This is a genomic window from Shouchella oshimensis (genome assembly GCF_002019765.1).
GTDB lineage: Bacteria > Bacillota > Bacilli > Bacillales > Bacillaceae_D > Shouchella > Shouchella oshimensis.
Genome location: NZ_KV917380.1, coordinates 682,184 through 707,214 on the forward strand (window position 1 = coordinate 682,184; position 25,031 = coordinate 707,214).

Genomic DNA, 25,031 nt, shown 5'->3' on the forward strand with positions numbered 1-25,031 from the left:
AAATATTACATTTTGATCATTCTAACATTGATTTGTTTTCGTGTAAACGCATACATATAATTTTTTTAATTTTACAGAACAAGAGGGGATAATCACAAGGTGGAATTGCACTTCACAGTATAGTAACCAGATTAAAGAGAATGGTCTTTATTGAACGTGAGGTTGATTGTTCTCTAATGACAGTAGAAATAGATGCCCCAACACTCGTTGATATACGTAACGAGTTGGGGAGGGGTCAACACGAATTTGCTAGGAGGAGAACGGAGTAGTTATGCAAGTATGACTAAAAGACAACAAGAAATGGTTGTTTTGTTGGATCAAGACAGTATTCAATCCGTTCCTTGAAATTGCGATACGTAACCATATTTAAGGCATCTTCAATCGGAAAAAAACCAACTTCAAGGGCTTCTGGGGTTGTGGTCAATTTCCCACCTATAACGTTAGCTAAATAGAGTGTGTTGCAGATCGAATCAGTCGTATTTTGGAAAATGCCGCAAAATTTGGAGATTTCCACGTCCAATCCAGTTTCTTCTTTGGTTTCTCGAACCGCTTCGTCTATCAACGATTCACCTTCTTCTACCTGTCCACCAGGAAATTCCCATCCTCGCTTCGGTCCTTTAATGAGTAATAGTTCTTGCTTTTTGTTTAAGACAATTGTTGCAGAAGAAAGGATATGTTTCGGCGTTTTAGAATTCATAATCGGCTCCTTTGTACGAATATCAGGTGGAGGCAGAGTGCTTGCCTATCGTTACCTCTATACATGGTTTCGTTTTTTAATTTGAAAATCCTCTAGGTTAGTCGAACCTAGAGGCGTTTTTTGGTAGAGTAGCCATAGAGGTTTCGTTAATGTGAAGAAGGTGAAACATCAAAGAGAGACATACGTAGAAAGGAATAGGGGGACAGCAATGAAATCATACGTATTATTTATCATCACATTTAGTATACTTATGTATCTTTTTCACGTGTTATCAGGCTATTTACTGACCGTTGCTTATATGGCGGAATGGGTAAATCCAGCATTAGGAACGGCTTATTATCCATTCATTCAATTGGTAACAGGCGTTTTAGCGGCGACTGTCGCTTATGGGTTGATTCAAGTAAGGAATGGTAAAAAAGAAGTGACTAGCTGAAGGAATGAAATAGGAATGCGACAATTGTCGTATTCCTATTTACGTTGCGTGGGGCTCTTGAACTTTCTTTAACAATTCGTGTAATTGCTTTAATTCGTCACTTGTTAAGTGATTAAAATAAGCGGCTTGCTGCTGCTCTTGCTGAGGCACGATGTCGTCGTATAACTGTTTACCCTTTTCTGTTAAAGACAAGTATTTTGAGCGTTTCTCTTTTTCCCGTTTAATCCAACCGTGCTCTTCCATTTTCGCTAAAAGCTTTGTAATATTTCCTTTTGTTACAAGGAGAGAATGAGCTAGATCTAACTGAGATAGACGCTTATTCGCTCCGATATGAACGAGCACATCAAATTGGGCAACGGTTAAGCCCCATTCCTTAAGAAACGTGTTTGATTGCTTTAGGCTATGATGGTAAGTCCGAGATAATCTGAACCAGACGAGAAGCGCAAGAACATCTTCTCTTGATTTATTCTTTTGTTTCATAAAGCACCACCATAATTAGATTCCCACCATTTTGTGGCTTCTTCGATATCTGCATTCGTTAACGCATGTCCGTAGTCGGTTAACGAGAGTTTTGTTTCTGCGCCGAATTGGTTCAGTTGTGTTTGTAACGCAAAGGCTTCTCCAGGCGGAACGAGCGTATCAGTAGCTCCTGCTGAAATAAAAATCTTTGTATGTGATAATGGAACCTCTTTCGGGTTTTGGAACAGGTTGCTTGGATGAAACAATATGGCGCTCGTATAGTCCTGGGGGTACATTAGTAGCAGACTAGTGGCAACGTTCGCACCGTTTGAGTAGCCAATGAGATGGCACTTACCATGAGGAGCTTCATTCTCAGCTAAAATCGCGTCAATGGTTTGATGAATCCGTTCTGTGCGGTAGCTAATGTCTTTGTAATTAAACGCTCCTTCAACGGGACGAGAGAAATAACGAAATCCTTTTCCATCACGTATTTCCCCACGTAGACCGATAACAGAAAACGAAACATCTAAGTCGCCAGCAATGTCAAGTAAATCTGACTCTCTTCCTGCACTACCATGAAGTAAAATAAACGTATCGGTGGATGTTTGACTACGATGGAAAAAATAATGCATGGTAACCCTCCTAACTAAATTGACTCTTTAACAGTTTACTTGTAAACTGTTAATAAATCAAGAGAACAAAGGGAGTGACATGTATGAAGCTTCATGGTCATCATCACGTATCGTCTTTAACGGCAAATGCGGAACGAAACTTAGCATTTTACAGAAACATTCTAGGGATGAAATTAGTAAAAAAAACGGTTAACCAAGACAACACGTCGAATTATCATTTGTTTTATGCAGATGCAAAAGGATCTCCAGGTACAGAAGTAACCTTCTTTGAGATTCCATTATTGGCACAGAGAAGGGAAGGCACAAACCGGATTTACGAAATTGGACTACTTGTTTCCTCGAGGGAATCGCTACAGTTCTGGTTAGAACGTTTTAAAGCGTATCAAGTAGAGCATGAAGACATACGTGATCGGAACGGTGTACTTGTTTTGCCTTTCCAAGATCCAGATGGTCATCGTATGAGTCTCATTGTTGATGAAAGTGCCGCGCCTGTTCTTGAAAATGGAACCGATGATGTGCCTGGTGAGCATGCGATTATCGGTCTTGGACCAGCAACGTTACAAGTTCGCTATGCAGAACCGACGGCTCAAGTGCTGACCGATGTACTTGGTTACACAAAAAGCGGTCATTATAAGAATGGTGAATATGCGGTTCATGTTTTTCAAGTTGGGGAAAGTGGCCTTGCTGGTGAGATTCATGTTGAAGAGAATAAAGACTTACCGAAAGCGCGTGAGGGAAGAGGAAGTGTTCATCACATCGCTTTTCGTGTAAAAACAGAAGAAGAGCTTCACCAATGGGTGGAACATATTGAGAAGGAAGGGTTTACGACATCCGGTTTTGTTGATCGTTATTATTTCAAGTCACTGTACTTCAGAGAGCCGAACGGTATTCTTTATGAATTAGCAACAGATGGACCTGGTTTTGACATTGATGAATCGGTAGAAGACTTTGGAAAGGCACTTTCACTGCCACCGTTTCTTGAGCCGAAGCGTAAAGACATTGAAGCAAAATTAAAGCCTTTACGAACGTAATAGAAGGGTCGAGGCTGTGACATAACGAAAAGTCGTATTTGAAAAGACGAATAGTCTAAACTATTCTGAGTAGCACCGCTACAGGATAATCCTTCGCTTTCCGGGGACACGGCTTCAGCCTCCTCCCTGGAAAACCGCCACTTCAGAGTCTTCAGACACGTGCTGATCCCCCAGGAGTCTTCGGATTCTCCTTCTGCTCATTTTCATATAAAACAAACGACGAACGTTCCTATTTTCAGGAATGTTCGTCATTTTGGTCTGTTGATCTACTTTTGTCCCAGCCTCGTTTTTTTCGTTATAGCTCGTTAAGATCAATCGCTTCTAACGGTTGTTCAGATAGCTTGCCATCAATTAAACGCACATCGTATGCATGGACATTTGGTCGAGAGCGTACGATTGTGTGTAACGTCCCATCACGATAATGCAAACCAACTCCATCATCTGCGGCAATCCCCCCTTCGATTTTTTTCGTGCGGATAAACTGGTGAAACAGAGGCCTTCGCTCGTGTTCTCCGTCGTAGTGAGGGGCGTGACTTCCAGGTAAGAAGCCTAACCCTTTTACCGGTTCTAACCCTTCACCGTATGAATCTGTAATTCCATATTCAAACCAACAGATTGAGCCTGCGCTTAATCCTGCCAAAATGGTTCCATTCTCATAGGCTTCTTTTAAATAGATATCGATTCCCCAATGCTTCCACAATAGTAGTAAATTAACCGTATTTCCTCCACCTACATAGACAATATCTTTTTCTAGGATAAAGGAACGTAGATCACGTGTCGGTGGTTTAAACAAGGATAAATGCGAAGGGGTGCACGTTTTTTTACGAAACGCATGATAAAAACGTTCAATATACGTAGCGGAATCTCCGCTTGCTGTTGGAAGAAAGCAGACTTTAGGTGAAGAGGCATCAGCTTGCTTCAATAAATAATCATCAAGTAGAGGGTTTTCAGGTTCCATTGAAAAGCCTCCACCCCCAAGTGCAATCAGCTGCTTCATACGGTAGACCCATTCGATTGTTGGGAAAGTAGCACTTCTGGCGTATTTCTTTAAAGGTGTGAGATTAATGAAGATTGTCCCCTCTTTAACGAGTACAAATCATGCTTCAATAGCAATTTGAAAAAAAGGAGGTGTGGCTTTGTCTTCTTATGAAGCATTAAATCTTATGATTACGATTGGTGCGACTGTCTCTTCATTTGTGATCTCGCTTCTCATGCTCGTTCTCTCACTTGTGCTTCTGAAAAAAGGGAAATGATTGAGTTTTTTTGATTCATTTTCTTCCGCTATTGAAAAATGATTTGGCCCCTTATTAAATACGGAAAAAATAAGGGGTTTTTATGTAGCGTATAGTGAGTAGGCTAATCGGTCAAGGTTGTAAAATAATGCTCGCTTTCCCTGAGTGCTACCATATAATAAGAGAAAGGAGTTGAGCAAATTGTTAGAAGCAAAAGGAGCGTATAATAGCGCAAAGATCTTTACACATTCCATTGATTCTACTGCTATGGATCAAATTGTTGAATTGTGTAATCAATCGTTTGTTGAAGGGTCCACGATACGCATTATGCCAGATACCCATGCAGGTGTAGGCTGTACAATTGGAACAACGATGACCATTAAAGATAAGGTTGTCCCTAATCTAGTAGGTGTTGATATTGGCTGTGGGCTCGAAGTAGCTATAATGGATAAGCATAAAGACGAGGTCAACTTTGATCAGCTTGACGATGTGATTCGCACAAAGGTTCCACACGGGTTTAACGTCCGTTCCGAGCAAAATAGACATTCCTTTATTGAACAAATTGATTTTTCAGCTATTCGAGCTCCGTTCAATGAGAACCGAGCTTTAAATAGTATTGGTACATTAGGTGGAGGCAATCATTTTATCGAGCTAAATGAGTATGAGGATAAGATTGCCCTGGTTATTCATTCTGGATCTAGAAATTTAGGTAAACAAGTAGCTGAACATTATCAAAATCGTGCTTATGATGAGTTAATGACGCAAAAGCAAGAGCGGGATACACTCATTGAACAGTTAAAGCAAGAAAACCGCAATCATGACATTCAAGCGGCTCTTTCAGCGTATAAGCGTCCTACGATAAAAAAGGATTTAGCTTATCTCGAAGGAGAAGGGTTTAACGATTATATGCATGATATGGGTATGGCGCAACGGTATGCACTGATGAATCGAAAAGCAATGGTAGATGAGATTATAAAAGGAATGGGTTGGACGCTTTCACACTCCTTTACGACCATTCATAATTATATTGATTTGGAGCAAAAGATTTTGCGGAAAGGGGCAATTTCGGCCCAAAAAGGTGAGCGAGTTATTATTCCATTAAATATGCGCGATGGCAGCATACTTGCGACTGGTAAAGGAAACAAAGATTGGAATTATTCCGGGCCACACGGAGCAGGTCGTTTAATGAGTAGAAGGAAAGCGAAAGATACTTTACATTTAGATGAGTTTAAAGAGACTATGACAGGTATATGGACAACTTCTCTATCAGAAGAAACAATTGACGAAGCACCAATGGTGTATAAACCGATGAAAGACATTTTGGAACAGATTCAAGATTCTGTTGAAGTTCAACATATTATCAAGCCTCTGTACAATTTTAAAGCAAAATAAAAGCTCACTTGGAATCGTCCAAATGAGCTTTTTTTATACGAATAACTGAATACCATGTATGGCAAAGTAAACCCCAAAAGCAACGAGGGAAAGACCTGATAATAAGGCAATCGCTTTTAGTGTCGCCGGTCTGAGGAATCTTCTTCCACCGCTAGTCATTGAAGCAACAAACAAGTCCCACATGGTTAAGCCGATAAAAATCATGCATGTATAGAGAAGGAGCTGTTGATTTGTCGCTGTCTCTGCTGTTTTCACCATGATCGAACCGTAAATGCCGAGCCAGAACATAATCGACATTGGATTAGAGATAGAAATAAGAAAGCCGTTAAAGAAGCAGTGAATGAGGGTATCTCTATGACGGTTCTCAATAATAGAAAAACGATTTGACCGCATCATTCCTTCAATACCTGAATAAAAAAGAACAAAGGCGCCAAATAACCAGAGGAACGATTGAATAAAAGGGGCGTCAATAAATCGTTGTAAGCCAAAGTAGACACATGCCATAAACGTTGCATCTGCAAATAGACTGCCAATTCCCACCATCCAAGAATGCATAAAGCCATTTTGAATACCTTTTTCAATTCTTGCGGCATTAACAGGACCTATTGGTGCACCTAAGCTTATACCTAGAAGAAGATAACTGAATACGATACTCAACACCATGTTTACTCACCTCCTTGTCCACTATATGAACAAGACAATAGGAACATGATTAATTCTCATCTTTTGCGTTCCTTTTTTCCATCAGCTAGAATGAAACAAATGAAGAAATGGGAGTGAAGGTAGATGCAATCGATTAAAGGAAAAGTAGCCCTTATTACAGGTGCAGGAAGAGGAATTGGGCGATCTACTGCTATTGCTTTTGCAAAAGAAGGTATCCACGTAGGGCTAGTGGGGCGTACAGTTGAAAACTTGCAAAACGTTGCAGATGAATTAAAAGAATACGATGTGAACGTCGCTATTGCCGCTGCGTCAATTGAAGAATTGGACTCCATCACGAAGGCTGTAGAGCAGGTTCGTGCTGAATTAGGGCCAATTGATATTCTTGTCAACAACGCGGGAATCTCTAAGTTTGGTGGCTTTATGGACTTAACCCCTGAGGATTGGACAAACATTATTGATGTCAATGTGAAAGGGGTCTATTACACCACCCGTGCTGTCTTACCAGAAATGGTAGAACGTCAAACAGGTGACATCATTATGATCGCATCTACTGCGGGACAAAAAGGTGCGCCAGCAACGAGTGCCTATACTGCATCAAAAGCAGCTGTTATTGGTTTAAGTGAATCGTTAATGATGGAAGTTCGTAAACAGAATATCCGGGTAACGACTTTAACGCCAAGTACAGTCGCCACAGATATGGCAAAAGAGCTTCAATTAACAGACGGGAATCCTGAGAGCGTGATGCAACCAGAAGACATGGCTGATTTAATGGTGGCACAGCTCAAACTTCATCCCCGTGTCGTGCTTAAGCACGCAGGCTTATGGTCAAATAATCCATAAAAATAACGGAACACAGCTTAACGGTCGTGTTTTTTTAGTGGAATTTGGATAATCTCTCCAGTTATAATGAAGCAAAAAGAGGATTTGTTTAAAGAGGAGAGATTTGATGCAAGCCATTTGGGCAGAGGACAATATGGGAATTTCTTTGGAATCAGCTACAGACACAACCGTGCGGGAGGCAGAAGAACGACTTGGAGTCGTATTACCTCTTACATATGTAGCGTTAGTTAAGGTACAAAACGGTGGATCTCTCACAGCAAATGCAGTTCCATCCCCTTCCAAAGATATACAAGAACCGTATATAGAGGTAGAAGAACTCTTTGGCATTGGTGATGGTGGCATTTATGACTCACCTTATTTAATTAAAGAATGGGATCTGCCAGCAGGCATTGTCCTTTTTTCTGGGACGGGTCATTCGTGGCTAGCATTTGATTATCGTCAAACGAAAGAGAACCCACCAATCGTTTATTTTGAAGTGGATGCAGAGACTATGGAGTATCCTCTAGCAGATCATTTCGATGCCTTCTTAGAAATGTTGTGTGTGGAAGAAGGAGAGGAATGGGAGGATGCAGATGATGAAGATGAGATACTAACTCATCAAGCTTTTGAAGCATTACTGAAAGAAAAGAATAGTGAGAAACTCAGAAATGCAATTGAACGTACATTGCAATTTGAAATGGATTATGAGTGGTTAGGAAACATTTACTTAAAGCTAAGTACATATCCAACCCATAGCATTCGCGCAAAAATAGCGAATCAAATATGGAGTATGAAATCGGCTTTTTTAGATGAGAATGTTTTGGCAAAACTTGTTCAAGTTTTTAAAGAAGACGCTAACCAAGAAGTACAGGCATATGCTGAATTGCTTGAAGAAAAAATAAACTGGTCTTATCATCAATGGCTGTCAAACCTTGATGGAACTGGTACGAGTCCCTTAGTATATGATCAAAAACGTATCATTCATGTTTATAAAGACGAGGGTGCTTGGATAGTAGAAATAGAAGGAAAAGACCTTGAGCAACGATACTCTTCAAAAGAGAAATTGCTTGATGAGTTTAAATTAAATGGTTTAACAATTGAACAAGTTTGGGAACGAATGGCATTGTTATAGAAAGGGAGGGAGTATGTGATGAAGCATGAGCAATTAGTTTATGGCTATGTTTTATTCGGTGCGGGTGTTGTGTTATTCGGAATGATGCATCTTGCCATTGCGTTAACAATGCCGGCTAACATTAATTCTGACTGGAAACTTTCAAATAGTTTATCGAACATTAGTGGCTGGATACCGTACAGTTTGAGCATCATCTTAATGGTATTAGGGCTTGTCATTATTCTGACGTATGCGTACATGAATTGGCTCTATAGCGAGGAAAAAGAAGAAGAGAAGCATGGGGAATGAAAAAAGCGGCAGGGTCTTTAAACCTACCGCACAATTTTTAAGAGGAGAACCGTGTTCTTGCTTCTTCTAAACTATCTTGTCCTGTTTTGTTTTTCACTGGCAAAAATTCGTTTTCTCGATCCACTTGGAAAATGGACATGCTTGAAGCGAGTGGAAACACATCGAAATAAAACAATTCTAGCTTATACCCGTTCGGTTCCACTGGATCTATCTTAGTCCCGTCCGTTGCAATCGATGGGATTTTTTTGTGTGCTAAATGATAGGGGAGTGAAGCGTCAGCCGTACGATCAAGAAAGTCGCGCTTGAACAGATGGATGCCAATATTCGCATCTTGAAGAAGAGGATGATGGCGCTCTTCTTCTGTTAACTCAGAGTATTCAATAACCGCAGGCTTCCCGTCTCGTTGACCCAGCACCCCAACCTTCTCACTTGGCGCAACCTTTTTAACGGACTTAGTAGAAATGTCCGCCCCATCTCGATCCGCATATCCAATAAAAAGAGGGTCCGCTACTTGCACCAGTGCATTATCAATGTTGTTGAAGAAAATCCATTCAATTCCGTTCGTTTTCATTTCCTTCAGAATACCGGCTTTTTTCAGAGAAGCAAAAACGCCACCGTTTCCGTTAGGGGCCTGAAAGATCTGTCCCTTATCAGCAAGAATGATTTTGCCTTCTGGAGTGATTGCTGGGCTTACATCCTGTATGAAAAACGTAACTTGTTCCTTTTTTAGTCCAAAATAATGGTTGTCGGCAAAATAAGTTCGCGTATCTGCATCATTTATTGGACTCGTCATAATGTACCAAGGAATCTGCACGTGCGCCTCTTGCTGCTGTGCTTGAATCTGTTGCGCTTGAAGAGCAAACAAAGATGTTTCCGGATTGTCATCCATCGTCACGGTTCCTTTAGGACCGTCGTGACCTAATCGTGTTCCCTGACCTCCAGCAAGTAAAACGACTGCTACTCTTCCTTGTGAAAGCAATGAAACACCTCTATTGTAAAGCTGTGTTTTTTCTTTTTCTGTTAAATCAAATGCCGGTTGACTTGGGAGAGCAGTTATTGACGTACTTGTCTGTTTACTCTTAGCAGCCATCTTTGGCATATGGCTTAGATCCAAATGATCAATTTGTTCCAATAGCGTTTGCTGTTCACGTTCGTTCAATTCATGATAAAAGTCCAACAAATGTTCTTGATGATATGTTGAGACTTTCTTATGTATGGCTTCATAGGTCACCATTCTCAGGACCTCCTTCTGTCACTTATCCGTTCTTATCCTAGCATATTCTCTGTTCATTACCCACTCTTATCACCCAAAAAACCTCTGACAATCTGTCAGAGGTAGACGTTAACTTGCTTGACCTTGCTGTAGTTTATACATTTGCGCATAAACCCCTTTACGATTCAATAATTCTTCATGTGTGCCTTGCTCTCGAATTTCTCCTTTATCAAGTACGATAATTTGATCGGCATCCTGAATAGTTGATAAGCGGTGTGCGATAACAAATGTTGTGCGATTCTGCTTTAATGTCTGCATTCCTTTTTGAATAAGCAGTTCTGTCTCGGTATCAATGCTTGAAGTCGCCTCATCCAAAACAAGAATGGCGGGATTTGCTAGAAGTGCACGGGCAAACGATATGAGCTGACGCTGACCGCTGGACAAGGTACTTCCTTTTTCGGTGACGTGTTCATCTAACCCATTCTTGTTAAATAGATCGGTACCACCAACGAGGTGAACGGCTGCTTCAATCTCTTTTCTCGTAGCATCTGGTTTGCCATAGGCAATATTTGATGCAATGGTTCCAGAAAACAAGTAGGGTTCTTGCAAGACGATGCCCATATGAGAGCGCCATGCTTGTGGAGAATGATGCTTTGTATCAATACCATCAATTTTAATGGTTCCGTTAGTAGGGTCATAGAAACGGAACAATAAATTCATGATCGAACTTTTTCCTGAGCCTGTATGACCTACGAGAGCAATCGTTTCTCCTGGTTTAGCATGAAAAGATAGTTGTTTTAAGACAGGCTCCCCTTCTATATAGGCAAACTGGACGTTTTGAAATGAAACATCTCCATTTGGTCTAGGAATGGTTGCTTCATCAACATCCTCTCCATCTTCATCCAGAAGTTCAAATACCCTTGCACCAGCCGCTCTTGCTTGTTCTAAATTAGCTAGTTGATTCATTACTTGATTGACTGGTTCGAATAGACGGTTTATATAATCAACGAACGCATATAAGACACCAAGTGTAATAAGCCCGGCAGTCCCACCACTAATCCACCAGATTAAGGTGACAAAGACAATGTTTTTTACAACGAACGTTAGGTTATGAGAAGTTAAAGAATTTAGGTTCAGTAGCTTTGCCTGATAGCGATAATGTGCCTGATTTAACTCCTCAAAGGATTCGAACTGTTGCTTCTCTTGGTTAAATGCTTGGATCATTTTCATGCCATGTACATTTTCATTCATCGAAGCATTAATCTCTGCGTTTTTTGCACGGATCGATCGGTTCAATCCAGCTGCAAATTTCCGATAAAGTTTAAACCAAATAAATAAAATCGGAAGGAGCGCAAGGGTCATAAAGGCAAGACGGCTGTCTAATAAAAATAGCGCCACATAAATACCAATAATGTAAATGAAGCTCGAAAAGAATGTTGCCAATACGGTCATATAAAGCTCTCGAACGGCTTCTGTATCATTTGTAATCCGAGCAACAATTTTTCCGGCTGGCTGGTGATCGAAATAACGCACTGGTACTTTCGAAAGCTGGTTGAATACATCAACGCGCATCCGTTGAATAATTTTATGAGCGGCTTTTTTTAAATAAAAGTTTTGACCGTAATGAAAAAAGGACGCAACGAACACAATTCCTAAATAAAGTAAAAGCCAGCGAATGATGAAGTGTATCTCAGGCTCGTAAAATGCTAAAACCTCTTGTGGATCGAGAGAGGCTGCTTCTGTTGTATATGTTCCGTCGTGTCGATCTACTGTCAGTGTACCGTCTTGATAAAGTCGTTCCCCATCAGTTGGAACAGGTGAAGTCGTAAAGTAAAATCGGGTCCCAATTTGTAGAATTTGAACTTCTTCCCCTCGCCATGCATCATTTTCTAAATAAGCATCGCGGGTATAATAGGTGCCGTTATAGACAACAGACTGATCGTGTTGTTCACTTTCATACCAAGGTTGTTCAATTCCGGAGATATGCCGATCAATAATCGTTTTAGCAATGAACGGACCTGTTAACTCAACTGCTACAGCAATGGAAAGCATCAAGAGGGCAATGAGTATCGTCCCTTTACTCGTTAGTGCGTAACGAGCTAGTCGTTTTTCTGTACTCATGACATCGCCTCTTTCTCTTGACTCGTTTGGTTCTGAACTTGTTCAGCGTACCAGCCACCTTGCTTTAGTAGTGTTTCATGGGTTCCTCGCTCTTTAATGGTTCCGTTTTCTAACACAATGATTTCATCTGCATGTTCAACGGCAGACATTCGGTGACTCGTAATAATGGTTGTTTGATTCGAGCGGTCCCGTTGAATGTTTTCAACAATGCGAGCTTCTGTTTTTGCATCGACTGCCGACAAGGAATCATCCAAGATGAGAAGTTCCGGATTTTTTGCCAACGCTCTGGCGATGGAGATACGCTGCTTTTGACCCCCTGATAAGGAAACACCATTTTCACCAACGAGAGTATCTAATCCATTCGGTAAAAAGGCAAGATCTTGGTCAAATGCAGCTGTGTGAATCACTTGATGTAAGTGCGTGTTACTTGTATCGTTTGCTGCTATTAATATATTTTCCTTGACGGTCTTTGAAAGCAGCACATGGTCTTGAGGCACATAACCAACCAAATGACGAATCGCCTCTTGGCTAAGGTCATTAGCTGAATGATTACCAAACAACAGTCCCTCATTTCCAGGTGGATAATACTTTAAAAATTGCTTGACTAAAGTAGATTTTCCACTTCCAGTTTTTCCAACAATACCGATTGTTGTCCCTTTGTGAACGGTGAGGTTGATCTGTTGAAGTTGATTCACCGTTGAATTTGGATAAGAGAACGAATAATCTTTTAAGCGAACGGGAAGGGAAGCAACGAGCTCATTAGATGGTAACGAGACAGACTTCGAAACAGATAAGGTCTCGTTGACTCGTTCGTAAGAGGCACTACCACGCTGCATAATGTTAACAAGCTCTCCAATGGCAAACATCGGCCAAATTAACATACCAAGATAAATATTAAACGTGACAATTTGCCCCAGTGTTAATTGCTGATTAAACACTAAAAATGCACCGTAGCCTAAACCAATGACATAGCTTAAACCGACAACAACAGTAATAATTGGATCAAAAAATGATTCAATTCGAGCGACTTGAATGTAGCGGTTGTAAACATCAAGGCTTTTGTTCTCGAATTGTGCTTCGTCTTTACGCTCACTTCGAAAGGCGCGAATGACTCGCATGCCTGCAACGGATTCAAGAACGCGGTCATTTAAATCTCCAAATGCTTCTTGGGCTTTTGTAAATCGAGTATGAATCTTGTTCCCAAGTATGGTTACAGTAATGGCGATAATGGGCAATGGGGCTACCGCTGCAAGGGTTAACCGCCAATCAATAAGCCACGTCATAGCAATAAGAATAATAGCCATAAACATAATCGAATCAATTAAAGTAAGTATGCCGAAACCAGCCGTCATCGAAATGGCTTTCATATCGTTTGTGCCACGTGCTAGCAAATCGCCTGTTTTCCGTTTCTCATAGAAGGATGGGTCCATTTGAAACAAGTGCTTCATAAAACGGCTACGGAGCTGGCGTTCAAGAATAAATGCCCCACCAAACAACTGTCGCATCCAAATATAGCTTAATCCGTAGCTAATGAGAATAACAGCAAGCAAGATAACGATTAGGGTGCTGGCGTAGCTTAGTGATAAGGCTCCTCTTTGAAACGCGTCAACGGCTCTACCAATTAAAAGAGCCGGCGTCAGCTCAAAGATACTGACTACCAATAGTAAACTAATAGCGATAACGTAGCGTTTTTTCTGTTCTTTAAAAAACCAGCTTAATTGTTTTAATACGCGAAACATGTCTATCCACTTCTTTCCTCACTTAGTCCAACAATGGAGCTACCCGCCTTCTAGCTCTCCAGTATCCAATAGCAGCGGGATGTACACATGTAATAATAAGGTATTCACATTTTGTCCTCCTGAAAAAATAGTCTTTATCTTTTTTAGCATAAAAAAAGACGCACGGTTACGCCGCACGTCTTTCCTCCATATGCAATCGGCACTCGTATCGAGTCCCGAGAAAAAGCAAGGTTATAAATTCTCTATACCTTGTAGACGAGACTCGCAGGCTATTCGGTTTACGTAAACGGATCCTCTATTTAGTAAAAGCACAGGTCTCATCTCCTTTTTCAAAAGTATAAAGCTGTATTTATCTTACTCGAAAAGTTGATTGATATGCAAGAAAATTTTAAAAGTAATGGAATAGAGTTATTGGTTGAACGTATAGGAAGATGCTCATGATCGCGTCCTTTATTTATGCTATATTTAGATTGCTAGAATAGATTGAAAAAGGAGAATGGTCAGAATGAATGAACCTAGGTATACATGGCGTTCCTATTCACTAGTAGTAGTTAGTATTCTTGTAACTCTTGCTATGTTTCTGTTAGATCCGATTGCTTCAGCGACAAACGAAGGAGCAAGTCTTCCGATGATGGTGTTTATCTTTATTGGTACACTTGTAAGCGTTATCGGCATCATCTTTGTTATCCTATCAAAAAAGGAGCAATCAAAGGTAGCCCTTATTGCTTTAGCCATTACTTTATTTAATTGTGGTGTCATTGCTTTCTTTTTGTTTGTTGGTTTGATGTATACGTAATGGAAAGAGAAAGGAGAAGAGTTTGATGGAAAAAGTGTTAGTACTTGAAACAAACAATCAATTATCACAATTAAAACTCCCTCTCTATCACCCTACCGAAAGTGAACTATTAGGGTTGTATCAATATGTTGTAAATCAAGTTCATTTGGAAAGTTTGAGTGAACTTGAGCAATTTCTAGCAATTATGAATTGGGTACATAAGCGATTTGAACACAATGGATTTAACAATGGAGATCACTTAACATCATTGGAACTGTTGAAGCGAGCTGAGAAAGGGGAGAACTTTCGTTGTGCTGAATATGCAAGAATAACGAGGGATTTACTACTTGCGTTTGGTTATGTTGCTAGAGTTATTCGAGTTTTGAGTGAGAATGCTGATTATGGTGGTGTAGGTCAATCGCATGTTTGTTCAGAAGTTTGGTCTACTGAACAAGAAAAGTGGATTTTCTTAGATACGCAATGTAATGTATATGCCTCAATGAATGAAACGCCTCTCAGCTACTATGAACTGATTCAAACACTTGAACATGCCTCAATTCATTGTTTATTAGAAAAAGGCGTTTCTGAAACTGTCTATAAGAGGTTTATAAGTGTCTATCAAGGCTATGTAACCACAGATGCGCAATTAGATGGAAAAATCATAGACTTCGTTCTACACCTGAAAGGTAAAAGACAACTTTTGGCATTCCAAGCAATGCAACTGTCAAATGCAGTTTACACGCAGTTAGTTGAAGACATATATGGCGATCCAACAAAAACATCGATTATCTTCGAATATAAAGAGCAAGTCAATCCTGAAAAGGTTATAAAAGAACATGGGTTGAACGGTTCTACCACAATAGCTGATCAGTTGCATTTGTTTAGGGCTGAACCTAATTTCAAGCTTGTCTTCCATACGGTTAATCCAATGCACAATTATTTTAAAGTATGGTTCAATCAAGATTCCGAGAGGGAACTACAGCATAATCAACTGGACTGGCATTTAGAAAAAGGTACGCATAGCATACGGGTGCAATCTGTTCATTCTAGCGGAGTAGCAGGGACGGTGACGAAAATGGTGATACGATTTGGTGAGGATATGTAGAGCCAAGTGTATTCGTTAAAAAAGCTACAGAAGATTGATCAAACAAACTTGTGAGGAGAAGTATATGAAGAAAATTGTATTAATTGGCTGCGGTGGTGCTGGCAAATAAACATTAGCAAGAAAGATGGGTGAGAGATTAAAGATTCGTGTCCATCACTTAGATACGCTTCATTGGAAACCTAATTGGGAAATGACAGCTCGAGAAGAGCAAGAAGCAATACAACGAGCCCTTACGGAAGAAGAAGAATGGATTATGGATGGTCATTATGGCTCGACGTTACCCATTCGATTAAAAGCTTGTGACACGATCGTTTTTTTAGATATGCCAAGAACCCTTTGCATATACCGCGCTATAAAGCGATTTCTTACATATAGAAACAAGACACGACCAGATATGAGGGAGGGGTGTGAAGAAAAACTAGATCTCCCCTTTTTGAAGTGGATATGGGATTTTCCGAAACATAAAAAGCCACAAGTCTTAGAAGAGGTTCGTCGTTATTCAGAAGGGAAGCGTGTCCTTGTTTTACGGTCACGGAAAGAAGTACAGCAATTTGTAAGCCAATTATAGGAGGAAGCGATGATACGACTTGCCACAAGAGCGGACATCCCCCAGCTTATAAAGATGCGTTGGGATTTTACAATTGAACATGATGATTCTAAGAGTAACGAATCTTTTCAACTGTTTCAACAAGAATGTGATGCATTTTTAATGGAGGCATTGGAAGAGGATCGTTGGTTTATTTGGGTTTTTGAAGAAAATGGTGAGTTGGTTTCTCATATTTATACAGAACTTGTTCATAAAGTGCCAAGGCCAGGGCGTGTCACCTATCCATTTGTTTTTATGACAAACGTGTACACTATTCCAAAAGCGAGAGGAAACGGAGTAGGGACTCGACTGTTAAAAAAGGTAAATGAATGGGTGGGGACAAATAAGTATGAGTTTGCGATTGTGTGGCCGAGTGACGAATCAATTCCCTATTACAAAAGGAACGGCTATCATACTTGTACAGAACCGCTTGCGTTCAATCCTTAATAGATTAGGAGAATAGGATGAAAAAGGTTGTTTGGCAAAACACGGAACATGTGGGGCTTGAATACTTATTTATGAAGAAAGGGAGTGTAGAGATAAACATAGAAAGTACAGTGATTCAAACCGGTCAAGATACTTCTTTTTGTTTAGAATATGCTGTTACTCTTTCGCATGGTTGGGAAGTGAGAAAGATTGACTTAAAGGAGAAAGGAACAGTGAGCTTCCTTACACTTTCGACGAATGGACAAGGTAGATGGTTTGACAAGAACGGACAAACGATTCAGTCATTGGAAGGGGCAAGAGACATAGATTTGTCCTGTACACCTTTTACAAATACCCTACCAATTAATCGTAACGAATGGACAATAAATGAACCCGTCGATTTAGAGGTTGTCTATATTGATAGAAAAATGAATTTCAGGAAACGAAATCAACGCTATACATTAGTTGAAGAAGGAGAACAAAGAACGTTCAAATACCAAAGTGGTTCTTTTACGACTGTTTTTACAGTGGATTCTTTTGGATTTATCACGAGTTATCCAGGCTTTTTCAAACAGTTAAACCGTTAGGAGGGAGAGACGAATGATTACAATAAAAGTGGGTGAAATGATTACGCCACAGCAATTGGCTTCTGTCTTTCAACGATCAACCATTAACCGACCTTTAGAAGACTTGAATCGTCTAGAGGAAATGCTCAAATATGGAAATTTGCTTGTCACTGCTTGGGACGGAGAAAAGCTTATAGGTGTTGCACGAAGTTTAACGGATTATGCATATTGTTGTTATTTATCGGACCTTGCTGTGGATACAGCTTATCAATTTCAAGGGATCGGTCGTCAACTAGTTGATAAAACAAAGGATGAAATAGGGGAAAATGTCACACTACTGCTAAGGGCATCAGTGGAAGCTATGGATTATTATCCGAAGCTAGGTTTTGAGCAGATCGAGAATGGTTTTGCAATTCCAAGGAAAGCTTAGCTGCAAATCAAGTTAGTAAATAAGCAGGGTAGAAGTGGATCGCCTTGACTATAGTACGCTATTCGTTTAGTAGAAAGAAAGGAAAGAATCGCAACCGCCGTAAGGAGAATAACAATGCCTAAGCGTACCCGAAATGGTTCCAACTACAGCTCCACCAAAATAGTAGGCTCTTTCTGTATCATACGCCTATTGAATAATAGACTCCAATGAGGTTTTTCGAAAAGTCATGCGGAAATGGTCGTTAGCAGAAACGTTTGCAATTCATACACATTATTTACAATTTATATAATCGTTTTACATGATGTTCATTCCTACTTCATATGGCTTCTTTATTCTTAAAAGAACCAATTCTATTAATGAATAGTGAAGACTGTGAACGGAGGGTTATTAATGCATTACGTATCTATTATTGAAATTGGTTCTACTTCAATAACGTGTACGATTTGTAAGAAGGAAAAAGGATTATGGTGCACGGTTGCACGGAAAAAAGCACAAGTACAATTAGTGGATCGGCTCACTCGCCAATCAATCTTGCTAGATCGAGGGATAAAGAAGATTAGTTGGGCGCTACAGCAGTTTAAAAAAGTTGAAGAGGCGTACGTATGTCGAGGTTCCTTTGTTTTTGCCACAGGTGTATTGAGGTTGGCTAAAAATAGATTCGCTATTGTTGAGGAAATAAAAAAGAAGCTCCATATTACGATTCATATTTTGTCAGGACATGTTGAGGCAGCCCTTGGCTACCTTGCTTTAAAAGACAAAACGGTGCTTGATCAAGGTGTACTTGTAGATACGGGTGGGGCAAGTACAGAATTAACAGTGATCTCACAGTCAAGGCCAGCTTTTTTTCATAGTTACTCATTTGGAGCATCCACGTTAAGTAAACAATTCTTCCATCAGACGAGTGTCGATTGGCGCTACTTCGTCGATCAACTAAAAGAAAACCTGCAATGGACGATGCAGAAGATGCTAAACACAGAGTCTTTCTCTACGTTAGTTACTATTGGTGATCCACATTATTTCTTGCAAATTAAAGAGACAGAGGAAGTTTTATCAGGAGGCGACCTTAGGCAACAGCTCCTTGAGTTAGTAGAAAAGGATGATGAATCGTATCGTCATTTAGGATGGATTCCGAAGCATCGCATGCCCTCTTTTAAAGGAGGGCTTCTACCATTGTTAGCTGTTATAGAGGTATTTCCTATTACCAGCATATTATGTAAGCAACTAACCATTACTGAAGGGATCATCACTGCTTTAAACGTAAAAACGAACACGCTATCCTTGTAAAGAAACAAGTGGGTTTTGTCTTATGCAGTGAAAACTAGAATAAGGGGTGATGGAATGATACAGCACAATAGATTAGATGTGAAAACAGTGGAAAGACTAGCAGAAAACGTAAAGCCAGAGGACGATTATTTATTTTTCACCTATCTATCCATGCGTCGGCATGAAGCCTCTTTCTTTGGTCAATTTGTAAACGAAAGACTAACCGGCGTTCTTGCTTATACTGACAAGTTATCGTTTCCGGCGTTTGCTTTTTATGGTCTTGATGATAAAGAACTTCATCTTGACTTACTCGTATCGTATGTGAGAAAAGAACTGAATCTTCATGAAGGAATTGTGGGTGGTACGATCTTATCTGATGTAGATTTAGCTTTATTCCAAGCAGCACAACTTACTGTGAATGAGCCAGTAGCTTTTATTACCATGAAGCATGAAGACGATCAAAAATTATTAAAAGGAGACTTGATTGAGCAGATAACAGAAAGTGAATGGGAAGCGTGTGCTAGGTTTTTAGCTGAAAACGGAATGAACTACTTCGCGGAAAGAGAATTACAGCGCTATCCGTTTTATGCTATTCGTGAGGGAGAACATTACGCAGCGGTTGGGGGATTTCATTTTTATAACGAGGTGTTGGTAGAGTTAGGAAACATTGTAACCGAGCCTTCTTTTCGAGGGAAAGGCTATGCTAAAGCAATAACGAGTACGTTAACACGTGTTGGAAAAGCCTGTTCACCAAACGTGTACTTATCTGTTTTCGCTCAGAATACGATCGCCATTCATGTTTACAAACAGCTCGGATTTAGAGTCGTTTCTAACAAGTGGATAACTGATTTTTCTTTAGATGCGTATTCAATTGTTAAATAACGCACTTAATATTTATGTTATAATCGTCATAATCTTTCAAATGAGGTGAATACATGTTGTTTTATTACGGTCGAGGTATCTGTCATTCGGGCTAGAAAAAAACTCGTACTAGCCGCAAAGGGATACGTCTGCCTTTTTAAACAATGAAAACCACATATAATTGAAAGGTGTTATGAATATGAACAATCAAGATTTAAAACGTTTATACAATCATGTTGGAAAAGAAATTGGATGGGATTTCACACGCGTTCATGCTGTCTCTTCAGGAGTGAAATGGGATTTTTATAAATTGGTTCGAGACTTTTGTTCGCCTGATGATATGCTGCTTGATTTAGGTACAGGTGGAGCCGAACAAGTATTAACATTGGCCGATGCTGTTGCCAGGATCGATGCTGTTGATAACGCACCGGAAATGGTGAGAACAGCAGAGAGAAATATCCGGCACTCTAAGAATAGAAACGTCTTTTCACATTGCTTGGACAACAAGGATATTGGAGAATTAAATCGATACTACGATCTCGTTACTTGTCGTCATGCACCATTTGATGTACAAGAGCTTAAGACGGTTATGAAAGAGGGGGCTGTCTTTATGACTCAGCAAGTGAGCGAAGGCGACAAACAAAATCTAAAAGAATGGTTTAATCGAGGACAAGCGTTTACCATTGTAGACGGAACGTTGCAAGATCGTTATGTGAAGGAGCTTCAAACTGCTGGCTATAAACATGTTCAGGCGTATAATTATGATGCCATTGAATATTATCAAACAGAAAATGACTTAGCGTTTTTACTAGAACACACTCCAATACTAGGGGCGTTCGGAAAAGATAAGAGAGAGTACGAACAACTACATGCTTTTTGTGAACAGTACCAAACCGATCAAGGAATAAAAACCAATTCAAAACGGTTTATGATTGTAGCAATACGCTAAAAGCCTGGATGCGCCTTTATAGGCGCATTTTTTCAAATGGAAAAGAGGGAAACGATGTATTACCAAACAACGTTGGATGGAATAACAGCTGAAATGTTAATCGTTTTTTTGACGATTGGGGAAAAAACTACCCTACTCCTGAAAAACATCTAGAATGACTGCAAAAAAGCACGTATATCGTTCTTTCTTGGGACAGAAGATCAGCGTGTTGTAGGTTTTATTACTGTTGTAAGTGATGGTGTTCTTGCTGCATACATACCTTTTTTAGAAGTGTTACCTGAATATAAACATCAAGGAATTGGGAAAACGCTTGTCACACGAATGTTAGAGGGATTAAGGGATTATTATGTGGTAGATTTGTGCTGTGAGGACGATTTAGTGGGCTTTTATCAATCCTTTCAAATGGCAAAGGGAAATGGCATGATGATTAGGCACTATCGTAATCAAGCAGGTAAGTAGCAACAGGTCACCTTTCGTAATTAAACGTTTGATTAAATAGAGTCATCATACATATGACAGGATTGGAAGATGTTTGAAGCAATAGACAGCCACACTTGATAGGAGGAAAGACATGCACAATGATGTTATTATTATTGGCGCTGGCTCAATGGGGATGGCTGCGGGCTATTTTCTAGCGAAAAGTGGAAAGAGAACGCTTTTATTAGACGCAGAGAATCCTCCTCATCAGCGTGGAAGTCACCATGGTGAAACAAGAATGATTCGACATGCTTATGCAGAAGGAGAACAGTACGTCCCTTTTGTAAGGAGAGCGCAATCGTTATGGTACGAGCTCGAACGAGAGAGTGGAAAAGAAATTTTTCTTAAAACAGGTGTACTTAGCGTTGGAAAGGAAACAGGATCATTTATTCAAGAAACGATGAAAAGTGCAGAACATTATGAGTTACCGTTACAAATATTAAATCCTAGAGATCTACATAATCGTTTTTCAGGTATATATGTTCCAAATGAATCAATTGGCTGTTTTGAGTCAGAATCTGGAGTTCTGAAGTGTGAAGATAGCATCACTGCTTATGAAGCATTAGCTAAACACTATGGTGCAACGCTTTTAACAGGGTGCAAGGTAAACGGTATCACGTTAAACGATCAGGAGGCCCAAGTTCATACAGTTGATGAAACCTACACTGCCCATTCAGTCATTCTTTCAGCTGGAGCATGGTCAGGCTCGTTGCTCGATAGAATCGGTTTGAAACTGCCACTTACCCCTTTAAGAAAAACGTTCGCTTGGTTTCATGCAGATGAACGGATTTACGGTAAGGACACTTTTCCTGCATTTGCTTATGAATCACCTAATGGTTTGTACTATGGGTTTCCGAGTATTGAAGGTGCTGGCTTGAAAGTCGGACGTCATGACGGGGGCATACCCATTCATCCAGACGAACAAATGGCTCCATTTGGAACGTTTTCCGAAGACGAGGCAGACTTGCGTACCTTTGTACATCGACATATACCAAATGTTGGAAATATGGCTTATGGGAAAACCTGCATGTATACGATGACACCGGACGATCGATTTATTATTGACCGGCACCCTCACTATAAGAATCTTTATGTTGCCGCAGGTTTTTCAGGCCATGGCTTTAAATTTAGTAGTGCAGTTGGACAAGCCTTAAGTCAACTTGTATGTTCAGGCGAGACAGAGATCGATATTTCGGCGTTTTCCTTAAATCGTTTTGAAAGAGAATAAGGCTTGCGCTGGGGGTATTTCATTGGCCATGTAAGAGAATGCAAATGGAGTTCTTTCTATTAAATCGGTGGCATGTCGTGTTTACACAAAATAAGATTTGGTGTTCATCACTGGATTGTAAATGAAGAGAAGCGTCGGTTTTTATTACTAGTAAGTTATGGAAATGGTATAGCTCAGAAAGTGCGCCATTGCACCGAAGTCTGATCGCATCGGTTTCGTTAACCAGCTGTCAGATCTTTTTTTTGCTTGTATAGAGAACGTACATTCTCATATACTGAATGAACGAATGAAAGGTGGTGCGAATGGGTGAGTAGAAACGCGAGCGATGAACTTGATTTTAATCACTTACTTACTGTGAAAACAGAACCCGTTTTACTTTTACGTACGTATATATTTACTACCCTCGCAAAGAAGATTTTAGTGAAAGAACAGACTAAGTTCCTGAAACGGGAGATAAACGTGATGTTTCCAGAAGCATATGTAAGAGTCATTCAACAAGCGCTTCTTCTTTTAAACAAAGATTTGTTAAAGACGAAAGCTCTAATGAGAGAACGGCACATGACTGTTGATCTGAAGCCAAAGATGAAAGCGGATCGTACGTTTACTTATGCATGTTATGTTCAAGGGAAGACGATTTATACTGGAGGACCTTCCTATCGATTAAAAAGTGAAGTCATGCGTTATGTTATCTTTTATTTGAATGAAACAAAAGAAGAACAGCTATAGAGGAAGTTAATAATGTTCGAGTGGTCTTTTCTGCAATAATGTTTCTTCTAATGTATAGTTCTGACAATCTCGTTTAATATCTTCTAAGTATGTATGGATAAACTCCCACTCATAACCAAAGTCATAAAGTATTTCTTCTAAATTAACGCCTTCGTACAATACCGTTCTCAATTTTACCTTAATTCCATAAAGCTTTGTTTCGCCTGAATTCATTTTCAATTCGTACACGTTCCGCACGTTATCACTCCTTGTTTAACGGTTTATCTCTACTCTCTTATACCCAAAGGGATGGAGAGTAAATCTGTTTTTTTTGAAAAAACTAGGTGTTGCGCCTCATAAATTTGCTGAAATCAACAAAAACTATGGGACGAAAGGTCGGTCTAAGAATGTTTAGATTTAAAAATAGGGGGTAAATTTAAACCGTATCTATTCTTGCAAGATGGATGTTAGGTATGTATATAGGAGGTGAGACAATGAATGGCGTTCTTAGGTTTTTTGTCGCTCTATTTGCGTTAATCACTTTAGTAGTGTCCATAGGTATTATTCTTCAAATAACGGACGTCTACAATGTCTTTGATGAGATTCTTGCATTAGGCGAACCCTATTTTTGGGTATTAATTGGAATCTTTTCCTTCCTAGTTTTGATATCGTTAATTTTATTCATCGCTAGCTTTAGAAGAAGTGAAAGTGAAATTGACTCTTATCATGTCTCTACGGAAATAGGAGAGATTGGCATTTCGAAGCAATCAATTGAATCCACAGCATTAAAAAGCGCTCGAACCCTTGATGGTATGCGTTCATTAGAGATACGCTCTCGCATCTCTAGGGATTCAAATCGTGTATCATTAGACATCACATATACGCCATTTGGTCCAAATCCTGTTCAACAAAATGCGAAAGAGTTACAGGATCGCGTAAAAAAAGATTTAGAATCTTGGTTAGAAGTAGCTGTATCTGAAGTAAGGGTGTTTGTGAAACAGAGTCAGCCAAATCAAAATAAGCGGCAACGTGTTATTTAAGGAGGGTGCGCATGAATCCAGAAACGTTAAAACGGTATCGTGGACGTATAGTCGGTCTTGTGATTGCAGCGGTGTTCAGTGTTCTCTTTTTTACCATTGGCTTTTGGTACACTGTTGCCGTTGGCATATTTATCACCATTGGTTTTTTAGTAGGGAAATGGGCAGACGGAGACCTGAATGCTTCAGCCTATCTTGATGCCCTTTTTAGTAAACGACAGTAAATCCAAATAAGGAGATGATTTGAATGAGCACAACAAATGTTAAATCAACAACAAAAACAGATGAAACGTATATGCAGGAAAAAAGAGAACAGGAAGAAAAGAATAAAAACCGCGATCGCTTAACCTATGATACAGAAGTCATTAAGAAAATTACTGCAATCGCAACAATGAAAGCCGACGGTATTTTAGGTATGAGCGGTTCATTCTTTTCGAGCATCAAAGAAACATTTGGTGGTGACGAAGACATTACAAAAGGAATCAGTGCTGATGTAGGTGAGAAACAAGCAGCGATTGATTTAGAAGTTTATGTGGAGTATGGGAAGGAAATCCCTAAAATTTATCAATCCATAAAAAGAGAAGTGGCAGAGAATATTAAAACAATGACAGGTTTAGAACTTGTTGAATTTAATATGAATGTTGCGGATGTTTTTACAAGAGAAGAATTTAAAGATGGAAATGGAACGAAAAATCGCACCAATAGTGACCGAGTAGAATAGTTGTGAAAGGGACTGTCGACAATAGTTGACAGTCTTTTTTATTTACAGCTA

The 25,031-nt window shown here is 39.8% G+C and carries 30 protein-coding genes and 1 pseudogene; 22 read left to right on the forward strand and 9 right to left on the reverse strand.

Annotated features, from left to right (window positions below; all coding sequences use genetic code 11):
- Positions 1-283 precede the first annotated feature (283 nt).
- A complete protein-coding gene (locus BK583_RS03250; RefSeq protein ID WP_055736745.1) occupies positions 284-697 on the reverse strand; it encodes an NUDIX hydrolase in 414 nt (137 codons plus the stop codon).
- Positions 698-905: 208 nt separating this feature from the next.
- Here BK583_RS03250 and BK583_RS03255 point away from each other — a divergent pair, with 208 nt between their 5' ends.
- Positions 906-1,130 (forward strand): hypothetical protein, encoded by a 225-nt coding sequence (locus BK583_RS03255; RefSeq protein ID WP_055736746.1) that lies wholly within the window; start codon positions 906-908, stop codon positions 1,128-1,130.
- 39 nt (positions 1,131-1,169) lie between these two features.
- Here the strand turns inward: BK583_RS03255 and BK583_RS03260 are convergent, their stop codons facing one another.
- Positions 1,170-1,610 carry a MarR family winged helix-turn-helix transcriptional regulator gene (locus tag BK583_RS03260; RefSeq protein ID WP_038483570.1) on the reverse strand — a complete coding sequence of 147 codons (441 nt, stop codon included), beginning with the start codon at positions 1,608-1,610 and terminating at the stop codon, positions 1,170-1,172.
- Entirely contained in the window at positions 1,607-2,221 is a 615-nt protein-coding gene (locus BK583_RS03265) for an alpha/beta hydrolase (protein ID WP_055736747.1), read from the reverse strand. Before BK583_RS03265 ends, BK583_RS03260 begins: the two co-directional genes overlap by 4 nt.
- Positions 2,222-2,304: 83 nt before the next feature.
- Here BK583_RS03265 and BK583_RS03270 point away from each other — a divergent pair, with 83 nt between their 5' ends.
- Entirely contained in the window at positions 2,305-3,252 is a 948-nt protein-coding gene (locus BK583_RS03270) for a ring-cleaving dioxygenase (RefSeq protein ID WP_055736748.1), read from the forward strand.
- A 295-nt stretch (positions 3,253-3,547) separates the two neighbouring features.
- Here the strand turns inward: BK583_RS03270 and BK583_RS03275 are convergent, their stop codons facing one another.
- The gene (locus BK583_RS03275) at positions 3,548-4,249 is read right to left on the reverse strand and encodes a Type 1 glutamine amidotransferase-like domain-containing protein (protein ID WP_055736749.1); all 702 of its coding nucleotides are present in this window, start codon (positions 4,247-4,249) and stop codon (positions 3,548-3,550) included.
- Between the two features lie 139 nt (positions 4,250-4,388).
- Between BK583_RS03275 and BK583_RS21430 the strand changes: the two genes are divergently transcribed.
- Both BK583_RS21430 and BK583_RS03280 read left to right on the forward strand, forming a co-directional pair.
- Positions 4,389-4,505, forward strand: coding sequence for a putative holin-like toxin (locus BK583_RS21430; protein ID WP_371836657.1), 117 nt, complete (start codon positions 4,389-4,391; stop codon positions 4,503-4,505).
- A 180-nt stretch (positions 4,506-4,685) separates the two neighbouring features.
- Positions 4,686-5,876 carry an RtcB family protein gene (locus tag BK583_RS03280; RefSeq protein ID WP_055736750.1) on the forward strand — a complete coding sequence of 397 codons (1,191 nt, stop codon included), beginning with the start codon at positions 4,686-4,688 and terminating at the stop codon, positions 5,874-5,876.
- A 33-nt stretch (positions 5,877-5,909) separates the two neighbouring features.
- Here BK583_RS03280 and BK583_RS03285 read toward each other — a convergent pair whose 3' ends face one another.
- Positions 5,910-6,539 (reverse strand): LysE family translocator, encoded by a 630-nt coding sequence (locus BK583_RS03285; RefSeq protein ID WP_055736751.1) that lies wholly within the window; start codon positions 6,537-6,539, stop codon positions 5,910-5,912.
- A 123-nt stretch (positions 6,540-6,662) separates the two neighbouring features.
- Here BK583_RS03285 and BK583_RS03290 point away from each other — a divergent pair, with 123 nt between their 5' ends.
- The 3 genes from BK583_RS03290 (at position 6,663) to BK583_RS03300 (ending at position 8,778) form a co-directional block, all read left to right on the forward strand.
- A complete protein-coding gene (locus BK583_RS03290; RefSeq protein WP_055736752.1) occupies positions 6,663-7,379 on the forward strand; it encodes a 3-ketoacyl-ACP reductase in 717 nt (238 codons plus the stop codon).
- A gap of 106 nt (positions 7,380-7,485) precedes the next feature.
- Positions 7,486-8,490 carry an SMI1/KNR4 family protein gene (locus BK583_RS03295; RefSeq protein ID WP_055736753.1) on the forward strand — a complete coding sequence of 335 codons (1,005 nt, stop codon included), beginning with the start codon at positions 7,486-7,488 and terminating at the stop codon, positions 8,488-8,490.
- Positions 8,491-8,508: 18 nt separating this feature from the next.
- Entirely contained in the window at positions 8,509-8,778 is a 270-nt protein-coding gene (locus BK583_RS03300; protein WP_055736754.1) for a hypothetical protein, read from the forward strand.
- Between the two features lie 37 nt (positions 8,779-8,815).
- Here BK583_RS03300 and BK583_RS03305 read toward each other — a convergent pair whose 3' ends face one another.
- The 3 genes from BK583_RS03305 to BK583_RS03315 form a co-directional block, all read right to left on the reverse strand.
- Positions 8,816-10,012 (reverse strand): UDPGP type 1 family protein, encoded by a 1,197-nt coding sequence (locus BK583_RS03305; RefSeq protein WP_055736755.1) that lies wholly within the window; start codon positions 10,010-10,012, stop codon positions 8,816-8,818.
- Positions 10,013-10,120: 108 nt separating this feature from the next.
- Entirely contained in the window at positions 10,121-12,112 is a 1,992-nt protein-coding gene (locus BK583_RS03310; protein WP_055736756.1) for an ABC transporter ATP-binding protein, read from the reverse strand.
- Positions 12,109-13,851 carry an ABC transporter ATP-binding protein gene (locus BK583_RS03315; protein WP_055736757.1) on the reverse strand — a complete coding sequence of 581 codons (1,743 nt, stop codon included), beginning with the start codon at positions 13,849-13,851 and terminating at the stop codon, positions 12,109-12,111. The genes BK583_RS03310 and BK583_RS03315 overlap by 4 nt, the downstream gene beginning before the upstream one ends.
- Before the next feature lie 505 nt (positions 13,852-14,356).
- On the opposite strand from BK583_RS03315, the gene BK583_RS03320 reads away from it, so the two are divergent.
- The 12 genes and pseudogenes from BK583_RS03320 to BK583_RS03375 all read left to right on the forward strand — a co-directional run bounded on the left by BK583_RS03320 (position 14,357) and on the right by BK583_RS03375 (position 23,243).
- Positions 14,357-14,647 carry a hypothetical protein gene (locus BK583_RS03320; RefSeq protein ID WP_055736758.1) on the forward strand — a complete coding sequence of 97 codons (291 nt, stop codon included), beginning with the start codon at positions 14,357-14,359 and terminating at the stop codon, positions 14,645-14,647.
- Between the two features lie 25 nt (positions 14,648-14,672).
- Complete coding sequence (locus tag BK583_RS03325) at positions 14,673-15,731, forward strand: transglutaminase-like domain-containing protein (protein ID WP_055736759.1); 1,059 nt, start codon at positions 14,673-14,675, stop codon at positions 15,729-15,731.
- Positions 15,732-15,795: 64 nt separating this feature from the next.
- Positions 15,796-16,299, forward strand: a pseudogene (locus BK583_RS03330) (DNA topology modulation protein).
- 9 nt (positions 16,300-16,308) lie between these two features.
- Positions 16,309-16,764 (forward strand): GNAT family N-acetyltransferase, encoded by a 456-nt coding sequence (locus tag BK583_RS03335; protein WP_236702423.1) that lies wholly within the window; start codon positions 16,309-16,311, stop codon positions 16,762-16,764.
- A gap of 17 nt (positions 16,765-16,781) precedes the next feature.
- Positions 16,782-17,330, forward strand: a complete 549-nt coding sequence (locus BK583_RS03340) for a putative glycolipid-binding domain-containing protein (RefSeq protein WP_055736761.1) — start codon at positions 16,782-16,784, stop codon at positions 17,328-17,330.
- A gap of 13 nt (positions 17,331-17,343) precedes the next feature.
- Positions 17,344-17,739, forward strand: a complete 396-nt coding sequence (locus BK583_RS03345; protein ID WP_055736762.1) for a GNAT family N-acetyltransferase — start codon at positions 17,344-17,346, stop codon at positions 17,737-17,739.
- A gap of 390 nt (positions 17,740-18,129) precedes the next feature.
- Entirely contained in the window at positions 18,130-19,023 is an 894-nt protein-coding gene (locus tag BK583_RS03350; RefSeq protein WP_055736763.1) for a Ppx/GppA phosphatase family protein, read from the forward strand.
- Between the two features lie 54 nt (positions 19,024-19,077).
- Positions 19,078-19,884 (forward strand): GNAT family N-acetyltransferase, encoded by an 807-nt coding sequence (locus BK583_RS03355; RefSeq protein WP_055736764.1) that lies wholly within the window; start codon positions 19,078-19,080, stop codon positions 19,882-19,884.
- A 178-nt stretch (positions 19,885-20,062) separates the two neighbouring features.
- Complete coding sequence (locus BK583_RS03360; RefSeq protein ID WP_055736765.1) at positions 20,063-20,812, forward strand: class I SAM-dependent methyltransferase; 750 nt, start codon at positions 20,063-20,065, stop codon at positions 20,810-20,812.
- Between the two features lie 174 nt (positions 20,813-20,986).
- Positions 20,987-21,271 (forward strand): GNAT family N-acetyltransferase, encoded by a 285-nt coding sequence (locus tag BK583_RS03365; protein WP_269083175.1) that lies wholly within the window; start codon positions 20,987-20,989, stop codon positions 21,269-21,271.
- Positions 21,272-21,383: 112 nt separating this feature from the next.
- Positions 21,384-22,517 (forward strand): N-methyl-L-tryptophan oxidase, encoded by a 1,134-nt coding sequence (solA, locus tag BK583_RS03370; RefSeq protein ID WP_055736766.1) that lies wholly within the window; start codon positions 21,384-21,386, stop codon positions 22,515-22,517.
- A gap of 306 nt (positions 22,518-22,823) precedes the next feature.
- On the forward strand, positions 22,824-23,243 hold the full coding sequence (locus tag BK583_RS03375; RefSeq protein WP_055736767.1) for a YhjD family protein: 420 nt from the start codon (positions 22,824-22,826) through the stop codon (positions 23,241-23,243).
- Positions 23,244-23,249: 6 nt separating this feature from the next.
- Here BK583_RS03375 and BK583_RS03380 read toward each other — a convergent pair whose 3' ends face one another.
- On the reverse strand, positions 23,250-23,480 hold the full coding sequence (locus BK583_RS03380; RefSeq protein WP_055736768.1) for a hypothetical protein: 231 nt from the start codon (positions 23,478-23,480) through the stop codon (positions 23,250-23,252).
- A gap of 236 nt (positions 23,481-23,716) precedes the next feature.
- Between BK583_RS03380 and amaP the strand changes: the two genes are divergently transcribed.
- From amaP to BK583_RS03395, 3 genes are read left to right on the forward strand one after another with little or no spacing between them, the layout of a single operon-like run.
- On the forward strand, positions 23,717-24,262 hold the full coding sequence (gene amaP / locus BK583_RS03385; RefSeq protein WP_055736769.1) for an alkaline shock response membrane anchor protein AmaP: 546 nt from the start codon (positions 23,717-23,719) through the stop codon (positions 24,260-24,262).
- Positions 24,263-24,273: 11 nt separating this feature from the next.
- A complete protein-coding gene (locus BK583_RS03390) occupies positions 24,274-24,483 on the forward strand; it encodes a DUF2273 domain-containing protein (RefSeq protein ID WP_038483527.1) in 210 nt (69 codons plus the stop codon).
- Positions 24,484-24,506: 23 nt separating this feature from the next.
- Positions 24,507-24,980 carry an Asp23/Gls24 family envelope stress response protein gene (locus BK583_RS03395; RefSeq protein ID WP_038483525.1) on the forward strand — a complete coding sequence of 158 codons (474 nt, stop codon included), beginning with the start codon at positions 24,507-24,509 and terminating at the stop codon, positions 24,978-24,980.
- The last annotated feature ends 51 nt before the right edge of the window (positions 24,981-25,031 follow it).

Excerpts from the sequence above, each read along its gene's own strand:
- BK583_RS03250 (WP_055736745.1), bottom strand. The coding sequence starts at position 697 with ATGAATTCTAAAACGCCGAAACATATCCTTTCTTCTGCAACAATTGTC.
- BK583_RS03255 (WP_055736746.1), top strand. The coding sequence starts at position 906 with ATGAAATCATACGTATTATTTATCATCACATTTAGTATACTTATGTAT.
- BK583_RS03260 (WP_038483570.1), bottom strand. The coding sequence starts at position 1,610 with ATGAAACAAAAGAATAAATCAAGAGAAGATGTTCTTGCGCTTCTCGTC.
- BK583_RS03265 (WP_055736747.1), bottom strand. The coding sequence starts at position 2,221 with ATGCATTATTTTTTCCATCGTAGTCAAACATCCACCGATACGTTTATT.
- BK583_RS03270 (WP_055736748.1), top strand. The coding sequence starts at position 2,305 with ATGAAGCTTCATGGTCATCATCACGTATCGTCTTTAACGGCAAATGCG.
- BK583_RS03275 (WP_055736749.1), bottom strand. The coding sequence starts at position 4,249 with ATGAAGCAGCTGATTGCACTTGGGGGTGGAGGCTTTTCAATGGAACCT.
- BK583_RS03285 (WP_055736751.1), bottom strand. The coding sequence starts at position 6,539 with ATGGTGTTGAGTATCGTATTCAGTTATCTTCTTCTAGGTATAAGCTTA.
- BK583_RS03290 (WP_055736752.1), top strand. The coding sequence starts at position 6,663 with ATGCAATCGATTAAAGGAAAAGTAGCCCTTATTACAGGTGCAGGAAGA.
- BK583_RS03295 (WP_055736753.1), top strand. The coding sequence starts at position 7,486 with ATGCAAGCCATTTGGGCAGAGGACAATATGGGAATTTCTTTGGAATCA.
- BK583_RS03300 (WP_055736754.1), top strand. The coding sequence starts at position 8,509 with ATGAAGCATGAGCAATTAGTTTATGGCTATGTTTTATTCGGTGCGGGT.
- BK583_RS03305 (WP_055736755.1), bottom strand. The coding sequence starts at position 10,012 with ATGGTGACCTATGAAGCCATACATAAGAAAGTCTCAACATATCATCAA.
- BK583_RS03310 (WP_055736756.1), bottom strand. The coding sequence starts at position 12,112 with ATGAGTACAGAAAAACGACTAGCTCGTTACGCACTAACGAGTAAAGGG.
- BK583_RS03315 (WP_055736757.1), bottom strand. The coding sequence starts at position 13,851 with ATGTTTCGCGTATTAAAACAATTAAGCTGGTTTTTTAAAGAACAGAAA.
- BK583_RS03320 (WP_055736758.1), top strand. The coding sequence starts at position 14,357 with ATGAATGAACCTAGGTATACATGGCGTTCCTATTCACTAGTAGTAGTT.
- BK583_RS03325 (WP_055736759.1), top strand. The coding sequence starts at position 14,673 with ATGGAAAAAGTGTTAGTACTTGAAACAAACAATCAATTATCACAATTA.
- BK583_RS03335 (WP_236702423.1), top strand. The coding sequence starts at position 16,309 with ATGATACGACTTGCCACAAGAGCGGACATCCCCCAGCTTATAAAGATG.
- BK583_RS03340 (WP_055736761.1), top strand. The coding sequence starts at position 16,782 with ATGAAAAAGGTTGTTTGGCAAAACACGGAACATGTGGGGCTTGAATAC.
- BK583_RS03345 (WP_055736762.1), top strand. The coding sequence starts at position 17,344 with ATGATTACAATAAAAGTGGGTGAAATGATTACGCCACAGCAATTGGCT.
- BK583_RS03350 (WP_055736763.1), top strand. The coding sequence starts at position 18,130 with ATGCATTACGTATCTATTATTGAAATTGGTTCTACTTCAATAACGTGT.
- BK583_RS03355 (WP_055736764.1), top strand. The coding sequence starts at position 19,078 with ATGATACAGCACAATAGATTAGATGTGAAAACAGTGGAAAGACTAGCA.
- BK583_RS03360 (WP_055736765.1), top strand. The coding sequence starts at position 20,063 with ATGAACAATCAAGATTTAAAACGTTTATACAATCATGTTGGAAAAGAA.
- solA (WP_055736766.1), top strand. The coding sequence starts at position 21,384 with ATGCACAATGATGTTATTATTATTGGCGCTGGCTCAATGGGGATGGCT.
- amaP (WP_055736769.1), top strand. The coding sequence starts at position 23,717 with ATGAATGGCGTTCTTAGGTTTTTTGTCGCTCTATTTGCGTTAATCACT.
- BK583_RS03390 (WP_038483527.1), top strand. The coding sequence starts at position 24,274 with ATGAATCCAGAAACGTTAAAACGGTATCGTGGACGTATAGTCGGTCTT.
- BK583_RS03395 (WP_038483525.1), top strand. The coding sequence starts at position 24,507 with ATGAGCACAACAAATGTTAAATCAACAACAAAAACAGATGAAACGTAT.